The sequence below is a fragment of the Streptomyces sp. NPDC039736 genome, from assembly GCF_055596485.1.
This window is the reverse complement of sequence record NZ_JBVIUQ010000003.1, coordinates 73,643-88,439: the sequence shown is the minus strand read 5'-3', so window position 1 is coordinate 88,439 and position 14,797 is coordinate 73,643. Positions and strand designations below refer to the sequence as shown.

The 14,797-nt window shown below is 74.6% G+C and carries 11 protein-coding genes and 1 pseudogene; 4 read left to right on the top strand and 8 right to left on the bottom strand.

All coding sequences use genetic code 11. The annotated features are described in order from the left end of the window. Positions 1 to 86: 86 nt before the first annotated feature. A complete protein-coding gene (locus tag ACZ56L_RS09795) occupies positions 87 to 605 on the bottom strand; it encodes a MarR family winged helix-turn-helix transcriptional regulator (protein WP_471062941.1) in 519 nt (172 codons plus the stop codon). 198 nt (positions 606 to 803) lie between these two features. On the opposite strand from ACZ56L_RS09795, the gene ACZ56L_RS09790 reads away from it, so the two are divergent. Together ACZ56L_RS09790 and ACZ56L_RS09785 are read left to right on the top strand one after the other, a co-directional pair. Continuing rightward, positions 804 to 1,892 carry a serine hydrolase domain-containing protein gene (locus ACZ56L_RS09790; protein ID WP_471062939.1) on the top strand — a complete coding sequence of 363 codons (1,089 nt, stop codon included), beginning with the start codon at positions 804 to 806 and terminating at the stop codon, positions 1,890 to 1,892. A gap of 131 nt (positions 1,893 to 2,023) precedes the next feature. Then, complete coding sequence (locus tag ACZ56L_RS09785) at positions 2,024 to 2,671, top strand: HAD family hydrolase (protein WP_471062937.1); 648 nt, start codon at positions 2,024 to 2,026, stop codon at positions 2,669 to 2,671. On the opposite strand, the gene ACZ56L_RS09780 is transcribed toward ACZ56L_RS09785, so the two are convergent. After that, complete coding sequence (locus tag ACZ56L_RS09780; protein WP_471062935.1) at positions 2,653 to 3,633, bottom strand: helix-turn-helix transcriptional regulator; 981 nt, start codon at positions 3,631 to 3,633, stop codon at positions 2,653 to 2,655. The two genes, ACZ56L_RS09785 and ACZ56L_RS09780, sit on opposite strands and share 19 nt — an antisense overlap. 111 nt (positions 3,634 to 3,744) lie before the next feature. Here ACZ56L_RS09780 and ACZ56L_RS09775 point away from each other — a divergent pair, with 111 nt between their 5' ends. Next, positions 3,745 to 4,230 (top strand): DUF3224 domain-containing protein, encoded by a 486-nt coding sequence (locus tag ACZ56L_RS09775; RefSeq protein WP_471062934.1) that lies wholly within the window; start codon positions 3,745 to 3,747, stop codon positions 4,228 to 4,230. 42 nt (positions 4,231 to 4,272) lie between these two features. Here ACZ56L_RS09775 and ACZ56L_RS09770 read toward each other — a convergent pair whose 3' ends face one another. Continuing rightward, positions 4,273 to 5,421 carry a winged helix DNA-binding domain-containing protein gene (locus ACZ56L_RS09770; protein WP_471062932.1) on the bottom strand — a complete coding sequence of 383 codons (1,149 nt, stop codon included), beginning with the start codon at positions 5,419 to 5,421 and terminating at the stop codon, positions 4,273 to 4,275. A 46-nt stretch (positions 5,422 to 5,467) separates the two neighbouring features. Then, positions 5,468 to 7,120 carry a GMC oxidoreductase gene (locus ACZ56L_RS09765; RefSeq protein ID WP_468685196.1) on the bottom strand — a complete coding sequence of 551 codons (1,653 nt, stop codon included), beginning with the start codon at positions 7,118 to 7,120 and terminating at the stop codon, positions 5,468 to 5,470. Positions 7,121 to 7,302: 182 nt separating this feature from the next. Here ACZ56L_RS09765 and ACZ56L_RS09760 point away from each other — a divergent pair, with 182 nt between their 5' ends. Beyond that, complete coding sequence (locus ACZ56L_RS09760; protein ID WP_468685194.1) at positions 7,303 to 8,007, top strand: LuxR C-terminal-related transcriptional regulator; 705 nt, start codon at positions 7,303 to 7,305, stop codon at positions 8,005 to 8,007. A gap of 21 nt (positions 8,008 to 8,028) precedes the next feature. On the opposite strand, the pseudogene ACZ56L_RS09755 reads toward ACZ56L_RS09760, so the two are convergent. The 4 genes and pseudogenes from ACZ56L_RS09755 to lanKC form a co-directional block, all read right to left on the bottom strand. Further along, a pseudogene (locus ACZ56L_RS09755) lies at positions 8,029 to 9,855 on the bottom strand (ATP-binding cassette domain-containing protein); the annotation flags it as partial. Further along, positions 9,852 to 11,660 carry an ABC transporter ATP-binding protein gene (locus tag ACZ56L_RS09750; RefSeq protein ID WP_471062929.1) on the bottom strand — a complete coding sequence of 603 codons (1,809 nt, stop codon included), beginning with the start codon at positions 11,658 to 11,660 and terminating at the stop codon, positions 9,852 to 9,854. The gene ACZ56L_RS09750 and the pseudogene ACZ56L_RS09755, both read right to left, overlap by 4 nt. Before the next feature lie 340 nt (positions 11,661 to 12,000). Further along, complete coding sequence (locus tag ACZ56L_RS09745) at positions 12,001 to 12,132, bottom strand: SapB/AmfS family lanthipeptide (protein ID WP_345219372.1); 132 nt, start codon at positions 12,130 to 12,132, stop codon at positions 12,001 to 12,003. Between the two features lie 11 nt (positions 12,133 to 12,143). Continuing rightward, positions 12,144 to 14,753, bottom strand: a complete 2,610-nt coding sequence (gene lanKC / locus ACZ56L_RS09740) for a class III lanthionine synthetase LanKC (protein WP_471062927.1) — start codon at positions 14,751 to 14,753, stop codon at positions 12,144 to 12,146. Positions 14,754 to 14,797 lie beyond the last annotated feature (44 nt).

The following is a 14,797-nucleotide window of genomic DNA, read 5'->3' as shown; positions in this document are numbered from 1 at the left end:
CGCCCGGGTTTCCCATTCTCTCGATGATAAACAATCTCAATGATTGAAATACACCGCCGCCGGTCCGGCGCGCCGCCTTCCCGCCCTCAGGAGCGCGGGGCGCGCACGTCCGTGAGTTCGGAGTTGAGGTCGGCCAGGAAGCGCAGGACCACCGCGAGTTCGTCGTCGGTGAAGCGGGAGCGGGTGTTCTCGGTCGCCTCGGCGAGCGGCCGGAAGTGGGTGCGCGCCACCTGCCGGGCGCTCGGCTCGTAGTGGAGGTGCACGACGCGGCGGTCCGTGCTCTCCCGGGAGCGCCGGATGTGACCGGCGTTCTCCAGCCGGTCCAGGCAGGCGGTCACCGCACCCGAGGTCAGCCCCAGGTGCTCACGGAGGCGGCCCGGGGTGAGCGGGGTCTCGGAGTCCAGGATCGCGGCCAGCGCCTGGATGTCGGTGGCGTGCAGGCCCTGACCGGAGGCGAAGCCGTGGACCAGCCGGTTGATCTCCCCGTTCATGCGGCGCAGCTGCACGGCGAAGGCCCGCAGGTCGGGGGCCGCGGGGGCGGGGCTCGGCGCTGCGGGGGTCCCCTGCCCGGCCTCGGGTCCGTTTCGTTCATCTGTACTGGCCACGGGGTCACCCTATGGCGCGGGCCCCGCCCGGAGGTACGCCGCACGCCCCACCGGGCCGCGTGCCCGTGCGTCCCGCGGCCGGCGGGCCGGGAGCCGGGTCCGCGCCGCGCGGGACGCCCCGGACCGGTCGAGTACGGTCATCAGACATGTGATCTTGAACGCACGCGAACACGACAGGGCGGGCATCCGATGAACCCCTTGGACACCGACAGTCGCTCCACGACGGCCGACCCCTGGCAGGGCGTCGACGCCGACGCCCTGGCCCACGCCGCCCGCGCGCAGGCGCGGCGGCCCGTGCCCGGCGTCCAGGACATGGCCGCCTACCTCGACGCCCAGGTCTCCGACGCCTCCCACCGCGAGGTCCTCGGCCCGCTCCTCGACGGGCGGGGCCCCAGCGGGGTCGTCCTGCGGCACGGCACGGCGATCGCCCGCTGGGGCGATCCCACGCGCGTCGAGATGGCGTACAGCGCCACCAAGAGCGTCCTGTCGCTGACCGCCGGAATCGCGTACGACGACGGCCTCCTCCGCCTCGACGAGCCGGTGCACCGCTCCCTCGCCGTGCACCGCTCCGTCGCCCTGCCCCCGTTCACCGACGCCCACGGCCGTGCCATCACCTGGCGGCACCTGCTCGACCAGACCAGCCAGTGGGAGGGCGAGCTGTGGGGCAAGCCGACCTCCGTGGACGCCCAGAGCACCCGGGAGGGCACCGAGTCCCCGGGCGGCCCGCCGGGCGAGGGGTGGGCGTACAACGACGTCCGCGTGAACCTGGCCGCGCTCGCCCTGACCGTCCTCCTCGGCCGCCCCCTGCCGGAAGCGCTCCGGGAGCGGGTGATGGACCCGATCGGGGCCACCGGCACCTGGTCCTGGCACGGGTACGCGAACTCCTTCGCCGAGGTGGACGGGGCGCGGATCCCCGTGGTGTCCGGCGGTGCGCACTGGGGCGGCGGTCTGTGGATCAGCGCGCTCGACCTGGCGCGGATCGGCCAACTCGTCCTGCGGCAGGGGAGTTGGGAGGGCAAGCGGATCCTCTCCCGGCGCTGGATGGAGGAGCTGTGGACCCCGTGCCGGGCCAAGCCGAACTACGGGCTGTCCTGGTGGCTGAACGACGACCGTTCGGTGTGGCCCGCCGCCCCGGCCACCGGCCGCTGCGCCCGGGGCAACGGCGGCGCGCACCTGCTGTGGGTGGACCCGGCCCGCGACCTGGTGGTCAGCTCCCGCTGGGGCGCGGACCCGGAGAAGCTGCTGGCGGAGGTGTCGCAGGCGGTGCCCGTGGCGCAGCGGAGTTGACCTTGCCCCTGGGGGAAGGCCCACGGTGTGTGCACGCGCCCCGGGGACAGCCCCACGGCGCGTGTACGCACTGTGGGGGCAGCCCCGCGGTGCGCCCGTACGCATCCGCACCGCATCCCCGGGGGAACCCCATGACCACCACCGCGCCCCGCCCCTCCTGTCTCCTCCTCGACATCGGCGGCGTCCTGGAGCTCACCCCCGACACGGGCTGGCTGCCCCGCTGGGAGGGGCGGCTCGGCCTCGCCCCCGGCACCGTCGACGACCGGCTGGGCGAGGTCTGGCACGCGGGCAGCGTCGGCCGCGTCGACGAGGGGGAGGTGCGCGCCCGGGTCACCGCGGCGCTCCGTCTCGACACCCCGCAGCTCGACGCCTTCATGGCCGACCTCTGGGACGAATACCTCGGCTCACCCAACGTGGAACTGCTCGCGTACGTGCGCGAGCTGACCGGCCGTCAGGACCTCCGGATCGGCATCCTCAGCAACAGCTTCGTCGGGGCCCGCGAGCGCGAAGCCGACCGCTACCGCCTCGACACCCTGGTGGAACGGCCCGAACACCTCGTCTACTCCCACGAGACCGGCATCCTCAAGCCCGATCCCCGCGCCTTCGCGACCGCGTGCACCACGCTCGGCGTGCGCCCGCAGGACTGCCTCTTCGTGGACGACGCCGCCCCGAACGTCGAGGCCGCCCGCGCGGCGGGCCTGCGCGCGCACCTCTTCCGGGACAACGCCGGCACCCTCGTCCGCATCGCCGACCACCTCCGTCAGGGCGCGGCCGCATAGCGGGCCGCCAGTGCCGCCACCGTCTCCGCGAGCGCCGTGCGCAACTCGGGCGGCCCCAGCACCTCCGCGTCGTCGCGCAGCCTGAGCAGGTCGGACACCGCCACGGACGACGACTCGACCCGCATCTCCGCCCGCACCCACCCCTCGGCGTCCGCCTCCCCGGCCCCGGCGAGGGCCTCGGTCCCCGCCGCTCCGAACAGCGCGGGCAGCAGCCGCTGCCCCGTGGGGGAGAGCCGCAGTTCCGCGACCCCCTGGTACCGCTTCGCCTCCATGCGCCGCGAGGACTCCTGCCAGTGCGCCGCCAGCGCGAACCCGGCCGGGCGCTCGAAGCCCTCGCCCGTGTCCCGTACGGAAAGGAAACGTGACACCCGATACGTCCGCACCGCCGCGTCGGAACCGCGCGACCGCGCCACCAGGTACCAGATCCCGCCCTTCAGGACGAGACCCAAGGGGTCGAGCACGCGCCGCACCTCGCCCTTCCAGCTCCGGTAGTCCACGGCGAGCTTCCGCTGCTCCCACACCGCGTGCGACACCTCCGAGAGGTACGGAACCGGATCGGCCTCGCGGAACCAGGCGGGCGCGTCGAGATGGAAGCGGTCCTCCAACACCCTTGCCCGGTCGGCCAGTTCCGCCGGGAGGGCCGCCTGGAGCTTGAGCCGTGCCGTGGCGAGCACCGCGCCGAGCCCCAGGTCGTGCGCCGGACCGGGCGCGCCCGCGAGGAACAGCGACTGGGCCTCGGCGCGGGTGAGACCCGTCAACCGGGTGCGGTATCCGGCCATCAGCTCGTACCCGCCGTCGGGCCCCCGGCCCGCCCTGACCGGCACGCCGGCCGCGCCGAGCGCCTCGACGTCGCGGTAGACGGTCCGTACCGACACCTCCAGCGCCTCGGCCAGTTGGGGCGCGGTCATGCGGCCCCGGCTCTGGAGCAGCAGGAGCAGCGAGAGGAGGCGGTCGGCGCGCATGCCTCCCATTGTCCTTCCGTACCTGACAGAAGGTGTCAGGTACGGGGAACAGAGTGGTGTGCGACGAGTGAGCGGCCCGCGCACTCCGACGCACCGACCCCAGGGGAAGACATGACGACCACGCCCATGAACGCGAATACGGACACGGACACGGCCACCGACATGGACATGGACACGGACAGCACGACCGTCACCGGGCACTTCACCTACGCGAGCTGGGACGAGACCTGCGCCACCGACGCCGGGACGAGTCCCCGGATCTCCCACGCCTCCGTCGTCAACACCTTCACCGGCGGCATCGAGGCCGTCGACACCCGGTGCGAGTACATCTGCACGTACGTCACGGAGACGACCGGCTGCTTCAACGGAATGGAGTTCTTCTCCGGCCGGCTGGGCGGCCGCGAGGGCAGGTTCGTGGTCGAGGAGCGGGGGCACTTCGGTGCGGACGGCACCGTGCACTGCGCCTTCGAGGTGGTCCCCGGCTCGGGCACGGACGCGCTGGCCGGGCTCACCGGAAAGGGCCGCTTCGTCGCCCCGCACGGTGAGAAGTCCGTTCCGTACACCTTCACGTACACGCTGCCGGACCTGCCGGCCTGACCCGGGGCGCGGCGGCTCCCGGGTGCCGTCCTCCCCTCCGCCTCACCCTCCCCCGGCCCCGAACGCCCGGACCTCGCCGCCGGGGAGCTTGGCCCACCAGTGGTGGTAGCGGCTGTACGTCCGGGGGTCCCGCTCTGCGAGCAGTGCGGCCAGGGGCTGCGCCTCGGCCGCCACCTCCTCCCACTGGCCGGGCCGCAGGTCCCGGAAGGCGGTCACCTCGACCGCGCCGTCCAGGAGCCGCCAGACCCCGGCGACGTAACCGTCCAGCAGGAGGGTCGGAAGGACGTCGCCGTTGGTGCGGATCACCACCTTGCGCAGTTCCTCGGGGATGATCCGGCTGCGGTCCTGGAACGCGAGCAGGGTGCTGTCCCACATCGGCAGCAGCCGTGCCGGAGCCGGAGTGTCCGCGTCCGGCCGCGGCGCACCCGGCAGGTCGTACAGCGCCTTCCCGTCCGGTCCCCGGAACTCCTCCACCCTCCCGTCCAGCTCCCGCAGCACCCGCAGCACCGGCGTGGTCCGTACCAGCGCGAACCGCGCCACGTCCCCCACCGAAGCCGGACCGAACCCCTCCAGATAGCGCAGCACCAGGTGGCGCAAGGCCGGTACGTCCACCTCCCGGCCCTCCGGCACCGCCGCCGCCCCCGCCGTGACGTAGGAGGGCCGCGCGCCGAAGGACCACGGGCCGCCGGTCGGCACGTGGTGCAGCGGCGCGTACACCTGCACCCCCCGCAACGCGGCGTCCCTGCGCTCCGCGCCCACCTTCCCGGCCAGCCACTCCTGCACCTCGGCGGAGGTCCGGGGCTCCTTCGCGAACACCAGCAGCTCCGCCGCCAGTTGCCGGGCGTCCTGGGCCGTCAGCCCGGAGTCCGTGAAGCGCGACCCCAGCCCCGACCCGTACAGCGTCGGCTGGACCGCCGACCGGAACGGCTGGTAGTCGTCCGCCGCCACCGCGTGCAGCGTGATCCGCATCAGCGTCGCCTTGACGACGGTCCGCGCGGCGAACGCCGCGTCCAGCCCGGCCGGATCGAAGCCCTCGATCCGGTTCCACAGCGCGACGTACGGCGAGGGCGCGTGCTGCGCCTGGAGCGCGACGACGCGCCGGACGGCGTCCGTCACGCTCAGGCTCGCCCGTTCCAGCAGGAGTTGGCGGCCCAGAGTGGCCCGGTTGAGTTCACGCGCGGAGGTCGTCACACCGCCGATTGTGCCGCAGTCCCGCTGCGCGCCGCCGGGAGCGCCGTCACCCCGGCCGGCGGAGGTCGTCGGCGATGATGCGCTCGATGTTGCGTTCCGCGAGCGCGGTGATCGTGACGAACGGGTTGACGCTCGTGTTGCCCGGGATCAGGGAGCCGTCCATCACGTACAGGCCCGTGTACCCGTGCAGGCGGCCGTAGTTGTCGGTGGCCCTGTCGAGGACCGCGCCGCCGAGCGGGTGGTAGGTGAGGTGGTCGCCCCAGATCTTGTACGCGCCGAACAGGTCGGTGCGGTAGATCGTGCCCTCCTTCTGGTTGATCTTGTCGAAGATGGTCTTCGCCGCGTCGACGGAGGGCTGCTTCCACGCCGTCTGCCAGTCGAGCTCGACCCGGCCGGCCGACGCGTTCCAGGTGAAGCGGGCGCGGTGCGGGTTCTTGGTGATGGAGAGGTAGAAGGAGGCGTACGTCTCGATGCCGGTCGGCAGCGGGGCCACCTCGGCGAACGCGCCGCCCGCGTCCCAGTTGTCGATGCCGGCCGTCGGCATGGCGGACTGGAGCTTGCCGGTGGCGTCCCACATGTGGTTGGCGCGGCCGCACATCACATTGCCGTTGTCGCCCCAGCCCCGGCCGATCTCGTCGTTGAGGCGGGGGAGCGCGCCGGTCGCCTTCAGCCGGGTGAGGAGCTTGGACGTGCCGACGCTGCCCGCCGCGAAGAAGACCCGGTCGGCGGTGACGGACTTGGTGGCGGTCACCGCGCCCGCCGTGTCGAGCTGCTCCACCACAACGGTGTAGCCGGACGCGGCCGGGGCCACCGAAGTCACCCTGTGCAGCGGGGAGACGGTGACGCGCCCGGTGGCCTTCGCCTGGGCGAGGTAGGTCTTCTGGAGGGACTTCTTGCCGTGGTTGTTGCCGTACAGGACCTCACCGGCCAGCGCCGACTTCGGTACCAGGCCCGCCAGTTCCTGCTTCATGTACTCCCAGTCGTACACATTCGGCACGAAGACGAACGGGAACCCGGAGCGCTCCGCGTGCTTGCGGCCCACCCGGGCGTACTGATAGCAGGACGCCGACTCCCACCACCGGGTGTCGACCTCGGTGACGCCGAGCCCGGCGTTGGCGCGCGGGTAGTACGTGCCGTACATCTCGTCGGCGTTGACCGAGGGCAGCACCGCGCCGAAGCGTTCGCGGCGTGGGGTGACGGCCATGCCGCCGTTGACCAGTGAGCCGCCGCCGACGCCCCGGCCCTGGTAGACGGTGATGCCGCCGAATTCCTCCGCGTCCAGGATGCCGGTGTGGCGCGGCACGTCCTTGTCGAGGGGGAAGCCCAGGAAGTTGGACAGCGGCTGCTTGGTTCTGGTGCGCAGCCAGAAGGAGCGGTGGTCGGGCCTGGTGGTGTTGGCGAAGACGTTGCCGTCGGGGCCGGGGGTGTCCCAGGCCATGCCCATCTCGACCAGGTGGACGTCGACCCCGGCGCGGGCCAGGCGCAGGGCGGTGACGGAACCTCCGTAACCCGTGCCGATCACCAGCGCCGGGACGTGCTCGCCGTTGGTCAGGGCCGGGCGGCGCGGCGCCGCGTGGACGGTGGGGGAGCCGGGGCCGCCGAGGGCGGCCGTGCCGAGGAGGGCGCCGGTGCCCGCGAGGAGCAGGCGACGGGACGGACTCATCGGGGGTGGTGGGATCTGCGAGGTTGGTGCAGTCATGGGATATTCCTCACTCTTGTGGGAAGAGGAGCGAGTTGTACTGCCGGGGTCTTGGGAAGTCACGGCATACCGCGAGGTAACTTCCTCCGGCCCCCGAGAACTCCCCTGACGTGCGACAAGGGGCGACGCGGAACGCGGTCGCACATGTGTTGCGGGCGCACGGTGGCGCACGGCGCCGGGCCATGTGCCCCCTGTGCTTCGCGATGCGGATGCGGAAGCGTTCCTTCGGCGGCTTGCTGGGCACTGGTGTCATCCCCACTGGAGGAGTGGCAGTGATCCGTGTCCATGTCGCCCATGCGGCAGGTCTGTTCAGATCGGCGCTGATGGCGCTGTTGCGTGCCGAGGAAGGCTTCGAGGTGCTGGATGAGGACGCGCGGCTCGGGCCCTGCGCGGTGGGTGGCCCCCCGGCCGACGTGTGGGTCGCTGATGCGGAGGAATTGCCGCCGCGGCTCCGGGGGGCAGCGGGCAGAGCGCCCCGGACCTCGCGCGACGCCGCGCCGAGGGGTGCCGGACTGCTGGTCCTGGCCACCGCCGACCGCCCCGGGGTGCTGCGCCGGGCCTTCGACGTGGGAGCACTCGGCTACGTCGACAAACAGCTTTCGCCCTGTCGATTAGTCGAGGGGATCCGCGCGGTCGCACGCGGCGAGCGGTACGTCGACGAGTCACTCGCCTTCGGACTCCTGCGTGCTGCGGAGATTCCCCTCACCCCTCGGGAACTGGGGGTGCTTTCGCTGGCTGCGCAGGGCGCCTGCGTCGCCGAGATAGCGCTCGAACTGCATCTGTCCCGGGGCACGGTGCGCAACTACCTGGCGGCCGCCATCCGCAAGACGGGCGCCCGCAACCGGGTCGACGCGATCCGCATCGCCGGGTCGGCGGGCTGGATGTGACCGGTGCGGGTCCGGCTTCCGGCCCGTCAGGTCGCGGTAGAGGCCGGACTGCCGCAGCAGCTCGTCATGGGTTCCGCACTGCGCCCTGGTGCCGTCCAGTACGAGAATCCGGTCGGCCCGCAGCGCGGAGGTCATCCGGTGCGCCACCACGACCAGGGCCCCGGGCCGGTCGGCCAGCACCCGCTCGGCGCGTTCCTCCGCCGCGGGGTCGAGATGGCACGTCGCCTCGTCGAGCACGAGGAGCGGGGCGGGGGAGAGGTGGGCCCGCGCGAGCGTCACCAACTGCCGCTCGCCCGCCGAGAGCTGTCCGGGGTCGACGACCGCGTCCAGTCCGCCGATCCGCGCGGCCAGCGGACCGAGACCGAGCGCGTCGACGGCCGCCGCCACCTCGGCCGGGGCCGCGCCCGGGTGCAGGTGGGTGAGGTTCTCGCGGAGGGTGGCGGTGAAGACGTACGCCTCCTGGGGGACCAGGGCGCGCTGGGCGGAGCCGCACACGGCCCGTCCGGCGAGCAGCACCGAGCCCCGGTCGGGGACGAGCAGCCCGGCGAGGACGTTGGCCAGGGTGGACTTCCCGATGCCGCTGGGCCCGACCACGGCGAGGTGCTCGCCGGCGCCGAGGGTCAGGGACAGGCCGTCGAGGACGGGGCGCGCGCCGGGGCCGTAGGCGAGGGTCACGCCGTGCAGCTCGGCGGCGGGCGGGGGACGGCGGGACGGGGAGGGCGTCCCGGGCTCGGGGGACGCCTGCGGAGACTTCGCAGGGGTCCGGGGGTCCGGCCCCTGCGCGGGGCCGCCCGGGGGCGCGGGGTCGGCGAACCGGTCCAGGACGACCAGCAGCCGGGTGCCCGCCGCGCCGAGGGCGGTCATCAGCGTGTGCAGGGCGGGCAGCAGCGCCTGGACGAGGTAGGTGAGCGCCCCGGTCAGCACGCCCGCCCCCAGCCCTCGGTCCAGCAGCCAGGGGGTCGCCAACAGCAGCAGCAGCGGGGGCAGTTGTCCGGCGACGCCGAGTGCGACCGTCCGCAGGGCGGCCCACCGGGCCAGCACCCGTGCCGCCCGGGCCGCGGCGTCGGCCGAAGCGGTCGCGGCCGCGCCGACCTGGTCCGCGATGCCGCAGGCCGCCACGTCGCGCAGCCCGGCCGCCGCCGCCCGCACCTGGTCGGTGTACGCCTCCTCCGCGTCCAGCGCCGCCCGCTGGGCGCGGGCCATCGGCCCCAGCGTGGCGAGGAACAGACCGAGGCCGAGGAACAGCGGAGGCACGGTGACCAGCAGGAGTTCCGGGGCCAGGGCGAACATCCCGGCGAGCGCGCCGACCGCCGTGAAGACGAAGGACCGGGCGGTCAGCACCAGCCCCGCGAAGCTGTCCCGGGCGATCTCGGTCTGCTGGGAGACCCGGGACACGGCTGTCCCCGGGGTGGCTGGGCCGGGGGCGACCCTGGCCGGGGCGGGCGGGCCCGGGGCGGCCGGGACAGGACCGGCGGTGCCGTCGCGTGCGCCCGTCGCCGTCCGGAGGGCCTGGTCGACGGCCCGGCGGACCAGCCCGTCCCGGAACGGCTCGACCAGGCCGGCCAGTTGGGCGAAGACACCGCGCGTGACGGGCCCCCCGGCCAGGATCGCCGGCACCGCCACGGCCAGCCAGGCCAGGCCGATCCCGGCGCGTCCGGCGAGGAAGCCCCGGTCCAGGGCCTGGGCCAGGCAGTAGCCGCCCAGGAAGGTCTGCGCCGACTCGGCGAGCGACCAGCCGGTGAGGCGGACCAGGACGAACCGGTGCCGGGCCAGGAAGCGGCGGGCGTCCGCGCGCAGGCGGGTGCGGGAAGCGGCGTCGGCGGGGCCGCCCGCCCGGGGGCCGCTCATGCCGGAGCTTCCCCGGACGCCCCGGAGACCTCGTGGTCCTCGGGCCCCCGGGCCTGCTCGGGCCCCCGGGCCTGCTCGGGCCCCCGGGGCCGCTCGGCCTCCCCGGTCACCGCGAACACCCGCCGGTAGTCCGGCCGGTCCCACAGCGCCTCGTGCGGGCCCACCGCCCGCACCCGGCCCGCCTCCAGCCACACCACCAGGTCCGCCCGGGCGGCCGACGAGAGCCGGTGGGCGACCACCAGGCGCGTGCCCGGGCCGACGTCCCGGGACAGCGCCTCCTCGATGCGGCGCTCCGTCGCCGTGTCCAGGCTGGACGTCGCGTCGTCCAGGATCAGCAGTCGGCCCGCGTGCGCGAACGCCCGTGCCAGGCCCAGGCGTTGGTGCTCACCGCCCGAGAGGGGAGCGGCTGCGGGCGGAGTGTCGTACGCGTCCGGGAGCAGCCGCAGGAAATCGTCCGCACCCGCCGCCCGGGCCGCCGCCACCACCTCCGCGGGCGTCGCCCGGCGCGCGCCCGAGGCCAGCGCCTCGCCCAGGGTCGCGCCGAAGAGCGCCGGCCGCTCGAAGGCGTACCCGACCTCCCGGCGCAGTTCCCGCGCCTCGATCTCCGCCAGGGGCACGCCGTCCAGCAGTACGGTGCCGGAGTCCGGCGCGCAGAGCCGGCCCGCCACCGCCGCCAGCGTCGACTTGCCGGAACCGGAGCGGCCGACCACGGCCGTCGTCGTGCCGCCGGGGAGGGTGAGGGAGACGTCGGTGAGGACGGGCGCGCCGTCCAGCGCCACGTTCACGCCCACGAGGTGGAGCGTGCCGGGGCCGTCCGGCGGGAGGGTCCGGGTGCCGGAGCCGAGCGGGGGCAGCGCGAGGAGGTCGCCGAGCCGACGGGCGGCGGTCCGGCCGCGGATCAGGGTGCCGAGGAAGGAGGCCACCGTGCCGATTCCGGCGGCGAGGGCCGCGTACCGGGAAATCGCGAGGAGGTCGCCGACGGTCAGCCGGCCGGAGACCACGCCGAGGCCCGCGACGGCCGTGACGGCGGTGATCAGCAGGGGCAGCAGGACGGTGCTGCGGGCCACCGCCCGGCCGTGGACCCGCCACATCCGCCGCCCCTGGACGCCCAGTTCGGGCAGCGGAGCCAGAACGCGGGCACGGTCGCGCGCGACAGTCCCCCCGGCGGCGATGCTGCGCGCACCGGTCAGCGCCTCCGCGAGCCGGGAGGCGAGGGCCGCCTGCACCCGCTGGTAGCGGGCCACGCTGTCGGAGGAACCGGCGGCGAAGGCGCGCAGCAGGAGCAGGAGGAGGGGCAGGCCCGCCGCGAAGGCCAGGGCGCACCACGGGTCGATCAGGGCCAGCGCCACCAGGCCGCCCACCGGTGCGATCAGGGAGGCCGCCAGGGCCGCGGCGGCACCGGGCGCGGCGCCCGCCTCGGTGGCGTTCGCGGACAGCCGGGTCGCGGTGTCGCCGGGCGGGAAACGGGCGGCGGCGCGCGGGGTGGCGTCGAGCAGCCGGGCCAGGGTGCGGCCGCGCAGCCAGGCCGTCGCCCGGGCCTGGGCGGTCCCGGAACACAGGGCCTCCGCGGCCTCGGCCAGGACCTGGCCCGCCACGAGTACCGCGCACAGGGTCAGCCACCGCCCGCCGGCACTGTCACGGGCGAGCAGCAGGTCGAGGGTGCGGCCGACGACGGCAGGCAGGGCGAGGGCCGCGGCGCCGGACAGGGCGGAGGCGAGGAAGAGGGCGCCGGCGGGGGCGCGGGTGTGACGGGTCGCGGCGAGGAGGAGGCGGTCGGGTGGGGCGATGGCCCTGGCGGGCGGCACGGGGGCTCCTTCGGTCGCCGGGAGGGGGTGCGCTCGGCGCGGTCGCGGGGGCGGCAGCGGTGAGGCGCTGCCCCGTGCCGCACCCGGCCCCGGGGTGCTCCCGCCCCGGCCCCGCCCCGTCGCCGGAAGCGCTCGGCACGCGGCCGAGCCCGCGGTTCCCCGCGCCGTGCGAAGGGATGCGGGGAACCGCGCGAGCGACCACAACGCGCCCGCAGGCGAACCGCGCGGAACCGGCGCCGGGTACCGATACCTCACCCCGCACCGCGCCCGAGCGGCCCTCGGGCCACGGACAACGGTCGGGCCGGGGGGACCGTGCACGGTCCCCCCGGCCGTCACCCCGCTAGTTGCAGGTGGTCACGCTGAGGCTGCTGTCACCACAGAGAAGCAGGCTCGCGCGGCTGCCGGTGAGCTCCGTGTCACCGATCGCCTCGTCCTTCGGGGTCTCCATGGACTGGAGGTCAAGAATGCTCATGACTGTTCCTCTCACTGGGGACGGTCTTCTTCTGGTACGGCCCCGGAAGGGGCCGGCTCTGGGGCCGCCGGAAGCGGCGGCAGGAAGGGCAGCCGCGCCGCGAGCGAGCCGGGCGGCTCCTCGCACGCGGCGGCCAGGGCGAGCAGGCAGCCGGCGGCGCCGGTGGCCAGGTCCATGGACAGGCGCATCATCTGCTCGCCGGGGAAGGCCAGCCGGCCCTGGTGCGGCACGGCGTGCCAGGCCAGCGCGTCGATCTGGCGGCGCACGTCGGCGGGGTCCGTGCCGGGCCCGGGGGCCGAGGTGCGGCTGAGGTACAGCACCATCCCCGCCGCACCCCGGAACAGTCCCGGCTGGGCGTAGAAGGTGGCCTGCGCGGCGGCGACGATGTCCCGGCGGGCCCGCTCGAAGTCCGCGTCGGCGCGGTGCGCGAGGTAGTCGTCGAGCACCATGCCGATGCCGACGCTCCCCGCCCCGAGGTACGGCATCGTCCGCCACCCCTCGCTCACCTGGAGCGTTCCGCCCGCGCTGCGCACGCAGCGGGCCAGGTCCCGGCGCAGTGCCCCGGCCGCGAGGTCCAGGAGCCCCGGGTCGCCGGAACGCTCGTACAGGCGCAGGAAGAGCAGCGCGCCGCCGGTCGCCCCGTGCAGCAGCCCGGCCCGCGCGGGTTCCCGGTGCGGCCGCGCCACCAGGTCGGCGCAGCGCAGCGCGGCGTCGGTCAGGGCGCGTTCACCGGTGGCGGCGCCGAGCGCGTCCAGGGCCAGGCCCAGGCCCGCGAGCCCGCCGTACAGGTCGGGGGCGAGGGCCTCCCAGGGCTGGGCGAGGGCCAGTTCGGCGAGTTCCAGGGCGCGGGCCCGGTGGCCGAGGTGCTCCAGGGTCCAGGCGATGCCGGCCAGGCCGTCGTAGAAGCCGAGCGGGGTGCCGGACGCGGGTTCCTTCGTACGGGCGAGGAGCCACTCCTCACCGGGCTCGAAGCGTCCGGCGCCGCTCGCGTGGAGGGCGTAAAGGATGCCGGCGGTTCCGTTCGCGACGTTCTGCCCGCCGCCCGAGACCGCGAACTGGGCGATGTCGCCGGGGAAGCAGCGGTCCTCGCGGCCGGGGGTCGCGCAGGCCCGTATCGCCCCGGCGAGAGAGTCGCGGCTGTGCGGCCAGTCGCCGGGCCGGACGGGGAGGTAGGGATGTGCGGGGACGAGGGCGGGACCGTCGGGTCTGCGACATATCTCGTCGACCGCCTCCCGCAAGTAGTCCTCTGGCACCGGGAACTGACGAGCCGTTATCTCGGCCAGGTGGGCGGCCTTGGTGCGGTCCAGGGCCAGCAGGCTGGTCAGCGGTATGAACAGGGCGAGGCGCAGACAGGCCAGCGCGTACCGGTCGACGTCGACGCCGCGCCGGTCGGCGGGCGCCACGAAGGCCGGGTTGGCGACGGTCTGGCGGCGGTTCTCGGCGGCGGGGGCCGCGGCCTCGAAGTCCAGGAGGACGACCTTCGACTCGTCCTCGGAGAGCATGATGTTGAACAGATGCAGATCGTTGAAGACCACCCCGCGGGCGTGCACGGCGGCCACCGCGTCCGTCACCAGGCCGTGCACGCGTAGCGCCCACGCGGTGTACTCGGCGAGCCGTTCCGGCGTCGGATCCGCCTCGATCAGCGGGTGGCGGCGCGCGAAGAAGGAGTTCAGCGGCTTGCCCTCGACGAACTCCATGACCAGGAAGCGGTGTCCGCCGAGTTCGAAGCCGTCCAGCACCTCCGGGGTGCAGTCGAGCCCCGACAGCCGCTCCAGCGCGTCCTGTTCGCGCTCCAGCCGGGCCACCGCGTCCGCGCCGTCGGCGGCGAGACCGGCGTGCGGCCTGCCCTCCTTCAGGACGACCTTCGCGCAGGTCCTGGTGTCCGTGCCGACGTACACCCCGCCGCCGTTGGAGAAGTGCAGGGCCGTCTCGATGCGGTACGGCATGTCCGCGACGGTCGCCGCGGCGCGCGCCGCCAGGTGCGGGAGCAGCCAGGCGGGCGGCTCGATCCACTCCGGCATCCGGAAGGCGGGCCCGCGCACGTCGGGCACCAGGACGCCGTCGGCGTTCTCCAGGGCCGGCCGCAGCTCGCCCCGCTCGTCGTAGCAGTCCCGGCGGGTGAAGCTGCCGTACCGCAGATGGACGGGCCCCTGGTTCCAGCGCAGGTCACTGAGGACGTACGGGCCCTGCTCTCCGGCGAGCAGGGCGTCCAGGTCCGCGGCGATCCGCGCGCACTGGTCGTCGTCGGCGGGGTAGACCGTGATGAACTTGCCGCTGGCGCCCCGGTCCGCGTACTTGGCGTTGCGGGTGTGCAGCAGGTAGCGGCTCGGTACGAACTTGAAGGCGATGAGGCGCGGAACGCAGTACTCCGTCACCCGCTCCAGAACCGACTCGGCGTTGCCGAGGGTGGCGGAGACGTGGATCTTCCAGCCCTGCGCGGGCAGCCGGGCCGCCACCGGCCGCAGCGCCAGCCAGTCGCCGGTGCTGTGCCGCTGCCAACCCTCCGGAACGGGCGCGGTGGCCGCCGGGTACAGTGCCCCCCGGTCGTCGTGTGCCATCCGGTGCGGAGCGTCGTAGAAGGTCCGGTCCGCATCGCAGAACACGGCGTAGCCCTTGTTCACGCGCCCTCCTTCGCCGTCGGTCCCGCTGACGGTTGGAACGGTGT

Coding starts and splice junctions, on each gene's coding strand:
- ACZ56L_RS09745 (WP_345219372.1), bottom strand. CDS start 12,132: ATGAGCATTCTTGACCTCCAGTCCATGGAGACCCCGAAGGACGAGGCG.
- ACZ56L_RS09765 (WP_468685196.1), bottom strand. CDS start 7,120: ATGACTGCACCAACCTCGCAGATCCCACCACCCCCGATGAGTCCGTCC.
- ACZ56L_RS09780 (WP_471062935.1), bottom strand. CDS start 3,633: ATGCGCGCCGACCGCCTCCTCTCGCTGCTCCTGCTGCTCCAGAGCCGG.
- ACZ56L_RS09775 (WP_471062934.1), top strand. CDS start 3,745: ATGACGACCACGCCCATGAACGCGAATACGGACACGGACACGGCCACC.
- ACZ56L_RS09785 (WP_471062937.1), top strand. CDS start 2,024: ATGACCACCACCGCGCCCCGCCCCTCCTGTCTCCTCCTCGACATCGGC.
- ACZ56L_RS09760 (WP_468685194.1), top strand. CDS start 7,303: ATGTGCCCCCTGTGCTTCGCGATGCGGATGCGGAAGCGTTCCTTCGGC.